The organism is Viridibacillus sp. NPDC093762 (genome assembly GCF_050279675.1).
GTDB lineage: Bacteria > Bacillota > Bacilli > Bacillales_A > Planococcaceae > Viridibacillus.
On record NZ_JBNNUK010000009.1, the window covers coordinates 101,106 to 113,312 of the forward strand.

12 protein-coding genes and 1 riboswitch are annotated in these 12,207 nt (G+C 35.9%); of the genes, 8 read left to right on the forward strand and 4 right to left on the reverse strand.

Annotated elements, in window-relative coordinates:
- Positions 1-140 precede the first annotated feature (140 nt).
- Entirely contained in the window at positions 141-1,085 is a 945-nt protein-coding gene (locus tag ACQKM9_RS12850; RefSeq protein ID WP_427734738.1) for a thymidylate synthase, read from the forward strand.
- A gap of 12 nt (positions 1,086-1,097) precedes the next feature.
- On the forward strand, positions 1,098-1,577 hold the full coding sequence (locus ACQKM9_RS12855; RefSeq protein WP_427734739.1) for a dihydrofolate reductase: 480 nt from the start codon (positions 1,098-1,100) through the stop codon (positions 1,575-1,577).
- Positions 1,578-1,690: 113 nt separating this feature from the next.
- On the opposite strand, the gene trhA is transcribed toward ACQKM9_RS12855, so the two are convergent.
- Positions 1,691-2,326: a PAQR family membrane homeostasis protein TrhA gene (gene trhA, locus ACQKM9_RS12860; protein WP_427734740.1), complete on the reverse strand. Its 636-nt coding sequence runs from the start codon at positions 2,324-2,326 to the stop codon at positions 1,691-1,693.
- 191 nt (positions 2,327-2,517) lie between these two features.
- On the opposite strand from trhA, the gene ACQKM9_RS12865 reads away from it, so the two are divergent.
- The 5 genes from ACQKM9_RS12865 to msrB all read left to right on the forward strand — a co-directional run bounded on the left by ACQKM9_RS12865 (position 2,518) and on the right by msrB (position 5,744).
- Positions 2,518-3,357: a DegV family protein gene (locus ACQKM9_RS12865; RefSeq protein WP_427734741.1), complete on the forward strand. Its 840-nt coding sequence runs from the start codon at positions 2,518-2,520 to the stop codon at positions 3,355-3,357.
- 74 nt (positions 3,358-3,431) lie between these two features.
- Positions 3,432-4,202 (forward strand): GDSL-type esterase/lipase family protein, encoded by a 771-nt coding sequence (locus tag ACQKM9_RS12870; RefSeq protein WP_427734742.1) that lies wholly within the window; start codon positions 3,432-3,434, stop codon positions 4,200-4,202.
- 7 nt (positions 4,203-4,209) lie between these two features.
- Positions 4,210-4,785, forward strand: a complete 576-nt coding sequence (locus ACQKM9_RS12875; protein ID WP_427734743.1) for a YpmS family protein — start codon at positions 4,210-4,212, stop codon at positions 4,783-4,785.
- A gap of 12 nt (positions 4,786-4,797) precedes the next feature.
- Entirely contained in the window at positions 4,798-5,322 is a 525-nt protein-coding gene (gene msrA / locus ACQKM9_RS12880) for a peptide-methionine (S)-S-oxide reductase MsrA (RefSeq protein WP_427734745.1), read from the forward strand.
- Complete coding sequence (gene msrB / locus ACQKM9_RS12885) at positions 5,319-5,744, forward strand: peptide-methionine (R)-S-oxide reductase MsrB (protein WP_427734747.1); 426 nt, start codon at positions 5,319-5,321, stop codon at positions 5,742-5,744. Before msrA ends, msrB begins: the two co-directional genes overlap by 4 nt.
- A gap of 703 nt (positions 5,745-6,447) precedes the next feature.
- Here the strand turns inward: msrB and ACQKM9_RS12890 are convergent.
- Together ACQKM9_RS12890 and ACQKM9_RS12895 are read right to left on the reverse strand one after the other, a co-directional pair.
- Positions 6,448-7,626 carry an aminotransferase class I/II-fold pyridoxal phosphate-dependent enzyme gene (locus tag ACQKM9_RS12890; protein ID WP_427734803.1) on the reverse strand — a complete coding sequence of 393 codons (1,179 nt, stop codon included), beginning with the start codon at positions 7,624-7,626 and terminating at the stop codon, positions 6,448-6,450.
- A complete protein-coding gene (locus tag ACQKM9_RS12895; RefSeq protein WP_427734748.1) occupies positions 7,622-8,752 on the reverse strand; it encodes a methionine biosynthesis PLP-dependent protein in 1,131 nt (376 codons plus the stop codon). Before ACQKM9_RS12895 ends, ACQKM9_RS12890 begins: the two co-directional genes overlap by 5 nt.
- A gap of 71 nt (positions 8,753-8,823) precedes the next feature.
- Positions 8,824-8,927: riboswitch (SAM riboswitch) on the reverse strand.
- A 172-nt stretch (positions 8,928-9,099) separates the two neighbouring features.
- On the opposite strand from ACQKM9_RS12895, the gene ACQKM9_RS12900 reads away from it, so the two are divergent.
- The gene (locus ACQKM9_RS12900) at positions 9,100-10,029 is read left to right on the forward strand and encodes a tetratricopeptide repeat protein (RefSeq protein ID WP_427734749.1); all 930 of its coding nucleotides are present in this window, start codon (positions 9,100-9,102) and stop codon (positions 10,027-10,029) included.
- 219 nt (positions 10,030-10,248) lie between these two features.
- Here ACQKM9_RS12900 and ACQKM9_RS12905 read toward each other — a convergent pair whose 3' ends face one another.
- Complete coding sequence (locus ACQKM9_RS12905) at positions 10,249-12,096, reverse strand: methyl-accepting chemotaxis protein (protein WP_427734750.1); 1,848 nt, start codon at positions 12,094-12,096, stop codon at positions 10,249-10,251.
- Between the last annotated feature and the right edge of the window lie 111 nt (positions 12,097-12,207).

A 12,207-nucleotide genomic window follows, 5' to 3' on the forward strand; every position in this document is an offset into this window, starting at 1 on the left:
CCAGGAAATATTCAGATATTTAAGGGTGTAATTGTAATTATTTCTTTCATCATTTTAACTATTTTCCGTTATTTATTAAGATAATACTGGGGAAGATTATGATATAGTTAAAACTATATAAATTTCTAGGAGGCAGTTCAGTGCTACAATATTTACAACTTTGCCAACATATTTTAGACGAAGGAAATGATAAAGGGGATCGTACTGGAACAGGTACGCGTAGTGTCTTTGGTTATCAAATGAGATTTGACTTACAAAAAGGTTTTCCTTTATTAACAACCAAAAGAACTGCATTCCGTCTTATTGCTACTGAATTACTGTGGTTTTTAAAAGGCGATACAAACGTGCGTACACTTATTGCACAGAATAATCATATTTGGGATGAATGGGCTTTTGAAAAATGGGTGAAAAGCGATCAGTATGAAGGGCCAGATATGGCGAATTTCGGTTTACGTGTTAATGAGGACCCTGAATTTAAAATTCAATACGAGGAGCAAATGACTATTTTCCAAGACAAAGTATTAAATGATGATGACTTTGCTCAAGCATTTGGCGATCTTGGACCAGTATACGGTAAACAATGGCGTTCATGGCCAGCAGATAATGGGGAAACAATCGATCAAGTGAAAAATGTTATTGAATCCATTAAAAACAACCCTAATTCACGTCGCCATATTGTTAGTGCTTGGAATCCTGCAGAAGTAGATGATATGGCTTTGCCACCATGCCATACACTCTTCCAATTCTATGTAGCAGATGGCAAGCTATCTTGCCAGCTTTATCAGCGTAGTGCAGATGTATTCTTAGGTGTACCATTCAATATCGCTTCGTATGCGTTATTAACGCATCTTATCGCGAAAGAATGTGGCTTAGAAGTGGGTGATTTTGTCCATACTTTAGGTGATGCACATCTGTATAGTAATCACTTTGATCAAGTAAAAGAGCAGTTATCACGAATTCCACGTGAATTGCCAGAGCTTATTATTAAAACTGAAAAAGAATCCATTTTTGAGTATGAAATAGAGGATTTAGCAATTGATGGATATGATCCTTATCCACGAATTAAAGCGCCAATTGCTGTATAAGGGGGATAATAAATGATTTCATTAATCGTTGCTCATGATGAAAATAACGTCATTGGCTTAAATAATGCAATGCCATGGCATTTACCAGGGGACTTAGCTTATTTTAAACGTACAACGATGGGAAAACCGATGATTATGGGACGCAAAACGTTCGAGTCTATCGGTAAGCCTCTACCAGGACGTACGAATATCGTTATTACACGTGATGAAAAGTATGTCAGAGAAGGTATTGTTATCGAGCATTCTTTAGAAGAAGCATTAGCTCAAGCTAAAAAAGAATCAGTGGAAATAATGATTATTGGTGGCGAGCAAATTTTCCGTATGACACTGCCAATGGCAGATCGTCTTTACGTTACGAAAATTGAAAAACAATATGAAGGCGATACATTTTTCCCATCATATGGAGACGAGTGGCAAATTGTTTCCCAGTCTGAAGTTAATGAAACAGAGGATGGCTTGAAGTTTACGTATTTAGTATATGAGCGTAAATAAGTAAATGAAAAGGTTGCCACTGGAAAGTAATTAGTGGCAACCTTTTATGTGGTTTGACTATATTCGAGTTAAATAAGTGACAAACTAATAATGGATATATATAAGCAAGTCAATTATACATAGAACAATATGCACGAGTACATCATGGCACTACCAGCAATGACGAATAAGTGCCAGATCGCATGATTATAAGGTATTTTCCGATAGGCGTAGAAAAAAGCACCAATCGTATATAAAATCCCTCCACTTAATAATAGTGAGAACCCTGCACCAGTAATATGTGCATATAATGGCTTAATAGCGATAATAATAAGCCATCCCATTAGAATGTAGAAAATTACAGATACAAATTCAAAACGGTGGATAAAGAAGCATTTAAAAAGAATACCAAGTAACGCTAACGCCCAAATGATTCCAAATAAAGTCCATCCTAGTGCGCCGTTTAATGCGATTAACAGAAAAGGTGTATATGTCCCTGCAATTAAAATGTAGATAGACGAGTGGTCTAATATAGCAAAGATTTTTTTATATTTTTCAGGCATGCTGTGAAGTAAAGTTGAAGCTAAAAATAGAATTAGCATTGAAACGCCAAAAACGATGAAGCTAACAATATATAGTGTAGTGCCTTTATCAATTGCTTTCATAATGAGTAAGACTAGCGCAGGGATGCATAATAAGAAAGCGATGCCGTGTGTAATGGCATTCCATATCTCTTCTTTCGTGTTTTTATAATCAAAAGCCTGTTGCATATGAATTGCCTCCTTGTTGCTTTAAGTTTTTTGTATATTTCTATTATGCGACTGATAATAATGCATTTGAACTGACAAATGTCACGTGTATCATGTGACAAAAGCTAGTAAAATAGAATAAATAGCTAACGGTTTACAATGACCTTGCTTTAAATTTATAATAAGAACAATGAAACAAAGGATGTGTCAATGTGAAACGAATTCATATAGTAACGGATTCAACAGCAGATTTAACAAAAGAAGAAATTGAAAAACACGAAATACATATCGTTCCACTATCAATTCATATTGAGGGTCAAACATATACTGATGGTGTCGATATTACTCCAATCGAATTCTTGGATAAAATGAGCAAAGCGAATGAATTACCAAAAAGTTCTCAACCTGCTGTAGGTGTCTTTAAAGAAGTATTTGATGAACTAGGAAAAGATGGCGACGAGATTATTGCTATCATGATGACTGGTGGAATGAGTGGTACTGTAAAATCAGCAGAAGCTGCTGCAAGTATGACGGATTCAAAGGTAACAGTTATTGATTCACGTTTTACTTCATTTGCCTTAGGTTTCCAAGTACTTGAAGCTTGCCAATTAGCAGAACAAGGTAAATCAGTTGGAGAAATCGTTGAAAGATTAAATATCGTTCGTGAGAATACGAATTTATACGTCGTTGTTGACGTTTTAGATAATTTAATTAAAGGTGGCCGTATCGGTAAAGGGAAAGGTATGATTGGTTCTTTACTTAATATCAAACCAATTGCTTCACTTGAAGGTGGAGCATACAACCCAGTGGCAAAAGTACGAAGCCATAAACAAGTAGTTAAATATTTATTTAATCAGTTTATAGAAGATACGCAAGGGAAAGTAATAAAAGGAGTAGGTCTTTCACATGCTGAAGGGTTAGCAATGGCAGAGCCACTGAAAAAACAACTTGAAGAATCCGGTTATATGGATACGAAATTTGCCTATACTTCACCAATTATTAGTACACATACAGGCCCAGGTGCAATTGGTTTTATGTACTATACGGATTAATATGATGAGCAGGGGATGATTTCATTCCCTGCTTTCTTTCATTAGACGTACTTAACGAAAGGAAGAAATGGAACGTGAAGAAATTAATAATTTTCATGCTTGCACTTCTTTTATTAAGTGCTTGCAGCGAAGAAATAAAAACACCAGTTACAGAAGAAGTCATCCCTAAAGACATTGTTTATGTTGCTTTAGGTGATTCTCTAACAGAAGGTGTTGGAGATGAGTTAAATCAGCAAGGTTATGTTGGTAGATTGTCGGATCAGATGCTTGGTTGGGAAGGCGTTAAATACGTCGAAGTTGAAAATACAGCAAAAAAAGGTCGACGCAGTGATCAACTCGTAGCTCAGCTTGAGAGCGGTAAAATTGACGAACAATTAAAAAAAGCTGATTTTATAACACTCACTATGGGTGGGAATGACTTGATGAAAATTGTCAGACGTGACTTAATGAATTTAAATAAAGAAGCATTTGATACGGAACGCATCGAATTTCAAAAGCGTTATGGTGAAATTATGGAGTTAATCCGAAAAAAGAATAAATCTGCGCCTATAATTTTAATAAGCGTTTATAATCCGCTTTCCATCTTTACGAAGGAAAAATCGGACTTAAATACGATTATGTATGAATGGAATACAGATATTCAAGATTTTGCAGAGGCAGATAAAAATGCATGTTTTGTAAATGTAGAGGATTTATTCGATTCGAACGAGAATATGGTTTATCATACGGACTTTTTCCATCCAAATGCAAGAGGCTACGATGAAATGACGGACCGTATAATAGGGACGATAAAGTCATGTGGTCTAAAAAAATTAACTAACGGGGAAATGGACTTTAAGGAGTGATGTGACGGTGAATAAGTGGAAAATAGCTTTTTTCTTTTTAACTGCATTAATGTTATCGGTAATCATTGGATTGTCTGTATTCATTACGAGACCGGCAACGGATATGCCAATACCGGAAACTACCGCAATGCCTGAAGGTAGTAAACTTTCTGTTCAAACAACACCAGCTGATTTTGAAGCAATTGCAAACAAATATATTCAGGACGCGATGAAAGCGAAATCTATCCCTGTACATATGTACATTAATGAGGAAGTTACTTTAGTAAGTGAGCTTAGTGTTTTTGGTATGGAGCTACCTATTACGATGAAATTTGATCCAACAATTGATGAAGACGGCAATCTTATATTAAAACAAACAAATGTAGAAGTTGGTATGTTGAATATCCCTCCAAGCACGGCGTTGAAGTTACTAAATGACTCAGTAGATTTACCTTCTTGGATGGTTATTCGTCCAAACAAAGAGGAAGTTTATATGGGTTTAACAGAGATAGAAGTACTTTCAGGTTCTCGTATGCAAGCAAAAGAATTTAATTTAAAAGAAGGTAAGATTATACTGGAAGTAACAGTACCCGTTCAAGAATAGGAGGAGTAGCACATGGCTGTAGCAACATTTGCAGGTGGATGTTTTTGGTGTATGGTGAAACCATTCGATCAGCAAGAGGGCATTGAGTCTGTCATATCTGGTTATACTGGGGGACATACAGAAAATCCGACTTATGAGGAAGTTTGTAGTGAAACTACGGGACATTTTGAAGCTGTACAAATCACTTTTGATCCAGCAATTTATCCTTATGAAAAGTTAGTAGATCTTTACTGGACTCTAATCGATCCAACAGATGCTGGTGGTCAATTTTATGACCGCGGACAGTCATATATGACAGCCATTTTCTACTATGATGAAGAGCAGCGTGAAATAGCTGAAGCATCAAAAGCTGCATTACAAGAATCAGGAAAATTTAAAGCACCAATCGCTGTACAAATTCTACCAGCAACAACGTTTTCCCCAGCAGAAACTTATCATCAACATTATTACAAAAAGAATCCAGCACATTATGAGCGGTATTCAATTGGCTCAGGACGAGTTGCTTTCCAACAACAGCATTGGGGGACAAAATCATGAATAAAGAAGAAAAGTTGAAAACATTAACACCAATGCAATATCATGTCACACAAGAGCATGGGACAGAACCACCATTCCAAAACGAATACGACAGTCATTTTGAAGAAGGTCTATACGTGGATATTGTATCTGGGGAACCCTTATTCCACTCAAAAGATAAATTTAATGCAGGTTGTGGCTGGCCAAGCTTTAGCAAACCTGTAGAAGGTGCTAGCATACAAGAAAACTTCGACACAAGCTTTGGCATGCGCCGCACAGAAGTACGGAGTGGAGATGCTGATTCACATTTAGGACATGTTTTCCCAGATGGTCCTCAGCCAACAGGCTTACGTTATTGTATTAACTCTGCAGCATTGAAATTTATTCCTAAAGATAAATTACAAGAACAAGGCTATGGAGAATTTTTAAAGTATTTTGAATGAAAATAAAAAATGACAGTCCACATTTTGTGGGTTGTCATTTTTTGTGTAGAAGACAGTGAATAGACTACAAAGTGTAGTTACTGCTGATTGAATATAAAGAGAGCGACAAACAATATGAAAACAGAGATTTTAAAAGTTTACTTTCTTATACAAATGAAATGTTGCTTAAAAAAGAAAAACTCTTAATTGTGAATATAGAAATTACATTGTTATTAGATAAACAAAATACACAAGTTTAGAGTTGTTATGCTCATTGGAAGATTGGGAGATATATTTATCAAGTTTTTTTCGAGTGTCGTTATTTCTCAAGAGGTTCTTTTGTATTATCTTTGCTTCTATGATATAAGATTACGGTGGTCAGTATAGTCCCAGCTGTTATCCAGATGGATGTTTTTCCTAGATAAGTACTAAAAAGGTCTCGATTAGAGCGCCACATATAAAGGAGAGAATGATGGCAGTAAAACCTATAAATTTCCTTATCGATTTTGGATCATGTTTCACGAATGCAGCATAAGAAGCTTGAGTTGCGGTTCGTATTTCTTAGAAGCATCTCTGTTTTTTATCATCAGACAATATAAGTATCAAAAACCAAAACTAGATTAGACTTTTACCCACTATTCTAAAGCAACAAACATAGAGGAAACAGCATTTAAAAAAGAAAAAAACCGCTCCACCAAATCAGTGGAGCGACTCATACAATCATCTATTTATTGCCTACAACAGAGAGTGCTTTCGCTTTTGCAAAAGCTTGCTCAAAATCAGCTATTAAATCGTCGATATTTTCAAGACCAGCAGAGAAACGTAAAAGACCATCTGTAATACCACGTTTTTCGCGTTCTTCTTTGGGAATAGCTGCATGACTCATTGTGGCTGGATATGAAAGAATCGATTCTACGCCGCCAAGACTAACTGCGAAAATTGGAATTTGAACATGTTCAACAAATGCTTTAGTGATTTCGCGGTTAGGTAATTTAAATGACAATACAGCTCCAGTACTTTTTGCCTGTTTTGCATGGATGTCATGGCCTGGATGGGATTTCAAGCCAGGGAAATGAACTTCTTCTACTAACTCATGAGCATCTAAATAATGAGCAAGTTTGGATGCTGATGCTGTCGATTGTGTTAAACGCGCATTTAAAGTTTTAATCCCTTGAATTAATGAGAAGGAATCTTGTGCACCTAAAATGGCACCGAATGAGTTTTGCATGAAGTAGATTCTGTTACCAAGCTCTACGTCTTTTGTTACCGCAAGCCCTGCAATAATATCACTGTGTCCTCCTAAAAACTTAGTGGCACTGTGCAACACTACATCTACACCAAGGTCTAATGGACGTTGGTATAAAGGCGTCATAAACGTGTTATCTAAAAATGTTAGAGCTCCATTTGCCTTTGCAATAGCTACAACACCTTCAATATCAGTAATGCCTAGAAGGGGGTTAGCTGGAGTTTCTATATATAATACCTTTGTATTTGGACGTATAGCCGCTTCTACTGATGTTAAATCAGAGAAGTCAGCAAATGTGTGGTCAATGCCAAATTTTGTTAACACTTGTGTTACAAAACGGTATGTTCCACCATACACTTCAGATGTCACAACAATATGGTCGCCGGCTTCTAATATCATAAAGGCAGAAGCGATGGCTGCAATACCTGAAGAGAATGCAAATCCGCGTGTACCCCCTTCAAGTTCAGCAATTGTTTTCTCTAATGCATCACGAGTTGGATTACCAGAACGACTATAATCATATGGACCAAAGGAATCGAAATGCTCCTGATCGAATGTAGATGACAAATAGATTGGTACATTAACTGCACCTGTTTTTTGCTCGTAATCACCGCGGGTAGATGCGGTGATTAAACTTGTTTCAATATTTTCATTAATTGAACTCATACGATGACACCTCTTTTTCTAAGGTAGAAAAAACTTGTTGTAAATCCGCGATTAAATCTTCTGCTTCCTCAATACCGACAGAGAAACGAAGTAAGGAGTCATCAACACCGCGTGCAATTCGTTCCGCTTCAGGAATATCCGCATGTGTTTGTGTAGTTGGATATGTGATAAAGCTTTCAACACCACCCAGACTTTCGGCGAAGACAATTAATTTCAAGCTTTCTAAAAACTTACCAACCCATTCTCCTTTTTGTAAACGGAAGGATATCATGCCGCCTTTACCAGCAAACAGAACGTCTTTTACTAAAGGTTCTTGTTCTAAATAAGCCGCAATTTGCTTAGCATTTTCGGTATGTTGTTTCATGCGAAGATGTAATGTTTTCAATCCCCGTAGTAGTAGCCAAGAGTCGATTGGAGCCAGTGTTGCACCAGCAGCATTATGGTTTGTGAATAGTTTTTCGCTAAGTTCTTTGCCTTTACTTACGACAAGACCAGCTAGAACATCATTATGACCACCGATGTATTTAGTTGCACTATGTAGAACTATATCAGCTCCTAGCTCGATTGGGCGTTGATAGTAAGGTGTTAAGAAAGTATTATCAACGATTAATAATAAACTATGCTTTTTCACAAGCTTAGCATAAAGTTCAATTTCAAATTCCTGCATTAATGGATTGGTTGGGGTTTCAATGAAAATAGCTCGAGTATTTTCATTAATTAAATCTTCAACCTCTGATACAGAAGAAAATTTTGCATAATGAGATTTGATTGAATATTGTTCTTGGTATTGGCCGAGTAAACGGTATGTGCCACCGTAGATATCCTCAGGTAAAATAATTTCGTCACCCGATTTAAAAAGGGATAGAACTAACTGAACAGCTGCCATCCCGCTACTACAGGCGAAGCCAGCATCACCAGATTCTAATTTAGCAAAACCTTCTTCTAGGACGGTACGTGTCGGATTTTTTGTACGTGTATAGTCAAAACCAGTTGTTTGGCCAAGCCCATCATGAGTATAGGCAGTTGACAGGTAGATTGGTGTGTTTACAGCACCTGTTTTGGAATCGGTATGATTTCCTAGCTGAACTAATTGTGTAGCAATGTTTTTGTTTGTCATCATGTCATCATCCTTTATAAAAAAGTAAAAGGCCCTCAAAGGAAGAGGGCCTTCAAAATATGAAGTCAATTTCCTTATCTACAAGACTACGTCTACTGGAATTAGCACCTTGCCGCATTTAGGGTGGTTGCTGAGATATCGACGGGCCAAGTCCCTCCATCTCTCTTGATAAGTAAGTATATTCAATTGTTTGAAAGTTAATAATAATGAAATTTTAACATGTGAAGGTGATAATATCAACCTTATTTAGAAGCAATTATTATTTGAAAAGTTTATAAAATTCTATTTGTGGTACAGTTTTTATATGAATATGCTATTATTGCATAGTTGAATTGGAAGGTGACAAGATGAATTTAAATAACATTGCTGTCAATCAGCTATTGCTAGAATTTAAATTTGACGAAGCTCAAATGAAGCTAGAGCAAGCAGTAATGGAAAACAGAGACATACAATCACTCCATAACTTAGCATGTTTTTATATTAGAGATACAGAAGAATATTACAAAACTTTACCACTTTTAGCTGAAGCAATCGAAAAACAGCCGAAGCATTATTTTCCTTTTGCTTTACTTGGTGAAATTTATTTGAGAATGGAAAAATACATTTCAGCCATCAGGATTTTAGAATATGCTTTAAAGATGAAAGATACTGAAGTAGTCCATGCGAACTTAGCTGCCGCATTTTATAATATAAAAAATTATGAAAAGGCAGCAGAACATTATAAAAAGTCAGCAACTGATGGCGATTTTTTGAAATATGCGGAAATGGTTTCATACCTCCAGTTAGACGATTATGATTCGGTACTTAATGCCCTGAAAAAAGTTAATGCAAATGATGAAAATTATATGGGTGAAGTAAACGTAGCTGAAATTTATGCACAAATTAACTACTTTGATGAAGCGATTCCTCTATTTGAAATAGGATGGAGAGAAATTGTTAGGTCTTATGATTGGGTAGAACATTATGTTTATGCACTCATTCAATTAGGTAGAGTAGAAGAAGCCGCAGATATTTTAGACCAGATGAAAACAGAAACGACTGATGAATTGGTAGAAAGTAAAGCAAGGGCAATGAATGAAGAGTGGATAGAGGAGAATATTAAAGGATCCATTATGGACTTGCAACATACAAATGAAAAATATAATACACTAATTGCTCGAATTTTGAAGGGCTACCGCCCTAGAATATTATTCGAGCCATATTATGTTTCACAATGTTATCTTTACGGATGCAAAGTACATGGTAATAGAACCTATGATGAATATGTCAATATGTAATGGGCTGAGAGATAATGGAATATCACTCGGCCCATTTGTTTAAATACTGCCAATATCTGAAGTGATTTCATGATAAATACTATGAAAGGTTGTCTTGGTAAGGTGTAGGGAAGCGGGAAGAAAGGTATGGACTTTGTAATTTCTAATAAAGCGAAATCAATAGTAGGAATAAAAAAACTTGCAATCTCATTAGAGCTTGCAAGTCATTTTATGTGAACACTATACTTTGAATTCTCCAACTACTTTTCTTAACTCATCTGCCTGATGAGATAGTTCTATCGCTGACGCTGTAATTTCTTGCATTGAAGCAGAGCCTTCTTCTGCGGAAGCTGCAGAACGCTCGGTACTCATTGCTGTATTTTCAGCAATTTGATTTACTTCTATAAATGATACAGCCACTTCTTGGCTATAGCTTAAAGTTTGCTCAATTTGAACTACCATTTTGTTAATAATGGCTACAGTTTCGTTTGTCTGTTTGATAATTTTATCTAAGGAAGCATTTGTTTCATTTGTCACCTCAACACCACGGATGACGTTTTGTACACCATCATGGTTTTGAGTGACAATAGCTTGAACTTCGGATTGAATTGATGAAACGATTCCCGTAACTTCCCGAGCTGCTTTTTGAGATTGCTCAGCAAGCTTTCGAACCTCATTGGCAACGACAGCAAATCCTTTACCATGTTCACCAGCTCTGGCCGCCTCAATGGCTGCATTAAGGGCAAGTAAGTTTGTTTGTTCCGAGATATCAGTAATCGTACGAATAATGGAAGTAATTTCGGATGATTTTTTACCTAGTGCTTCAACGATTTCTGTTGTATTGGCCATAGTTTCTTCTATTAACATCATCACATTTGATGACTGTTCGACAGTTTTTCCGCCAAGCTCAGCAGCGACTTTCATCTGATCGGTTGCTGTTTTCACATGTTCCGCATCTGTACTTAAATAACGAGCCGCTTCTTCTAATAAATTCATCTTTTGAACTGCGTTATTCATTCGAAGCATCGTTTGTTCGCTACCTTCAGCGATTTCGCCTGTTGTATCAGCAATTGATTGTATAATATTCGAATTTTCATCTGCTGAAGCCATTAATTGTTGTCCACTAGCTGAAACATTCTCGGCAAGTGTACTCACGCGTTTTACTAATGATGAGATAGACGTGATTAACACATTTGTACTATTGGCAATTTCTGCGAATTCATCTTTTGTCTTTACTTTTACGCGTTTTGTCAAGTCACCATTAGCTTGTGCGATATCTAAAATAGATGTATTAATTGCTGATGTATTACGTTTAATTGAACGGAACAAGATAGTACCCGTTACAATAGTCAAAATAATAGATGATATTGTTAAAATTAAGAAAATTATCATTGCAAGTTCAGTTTGTTGTTCAAGTGATTTAATTTGCTCGTTGTTTTTCTTGGTTAATACTTCATTGATCATTTCAATATGCACATCTATATAACTCATAGCTGTTTTGCCATTTCCAGCGAGAACAAGTTTTTGAGCATTTTCAAGGCCAGAATTTTGACGTGAATCAATCAGTCGCTTCGAATACTGAATATAATTGTCATAAAATTGGTCAATGGAAGTAATTCGGTCTAGCTCTTCTTTACGATCAGAGAATATTTTTTGAAGATCTAATAAATTTGCTTCAATGCGATCTTTATCCTGACTATATTGTCTTAAGAAATTATCTTTTCCCGTAATAATATAACTTTGTTCAGAGTTTGATAGTTTCGCAATATCCGCTGCTAAACTATTTACTTTCATCTGTTCTACTAGATTTTTCCCTGTGAACACCTTTAATTCATTTTGGAGGTTAGACATATTTGAATAGGAAACAACAAGCATTGCTGATAGAATAATGATGAGTATAAAGAAGTTAATAATGATACGGCCGCGAATCATTTGGAAAAAGTTCGATTGTATAGGTTCATGAACTTCAATGTTTTTTTGCTTCTTTTTTATTTTAAAAAGTGAAGCAATTGAAACTGATGACTTAATAGCGCTTTGATTTTCACGTCTCTTTACATTTCCACTACTTTTTCTTGATTTTATAACCAATTTGTCACCAACTTTCCATATTTCTATTGAATAATGTTCATTTTACTTCTTTATGAGAGAATATTCTATACTTTTTGAAAAATAAATCATTACTAAGTAACTATTAGGAGG

Excerpts from the sequence above, each read along its gene's own strand:
- ACQKM9_RS12900 (WP_427734749.1), top strand. The coding sequence starts at position 9,100 with ATGAATTTAAATAACATTGCTGTCAATCAGCTATTGCTAGAATTTAAA.
- msrA (WP_427734745.1), top strand. The coding sequence starts at position 4,798 with ATGGCTGTAGCAACATTTGCAGGTGGATGTTTTTGGTGTATGGTGAAA.
- trhA (WP_427734740.1), bottom strand. The coding sequence starts at position 2,326 with ATGCAACAGGCTTTTGATTATAAAAACACGAAAGAAGAGATATGGAAT.
- msrB (WP_427734747.1), top strand. The coding sequence starts at position 5,319 with ATGAATAAAGAAGAAAAGTTGAAAACATTAACACCAATGCAATATCAT.
- ACQKM9_RS12895 (WP_427734748.1), bottom strand. The coding sequence starts at position 8,752 with ATGACAAACAAAAACATTGCTACACAATTAGTTCAGCTAGGAAATCAT.
- ACQKM9_RS12855 (WP_427734739.1), top strand. The coding sequence starts at position 1,098 with ATGATTTCATTAATCGTTGCTCATGATGAAAATAACGTCATTGGCTTA.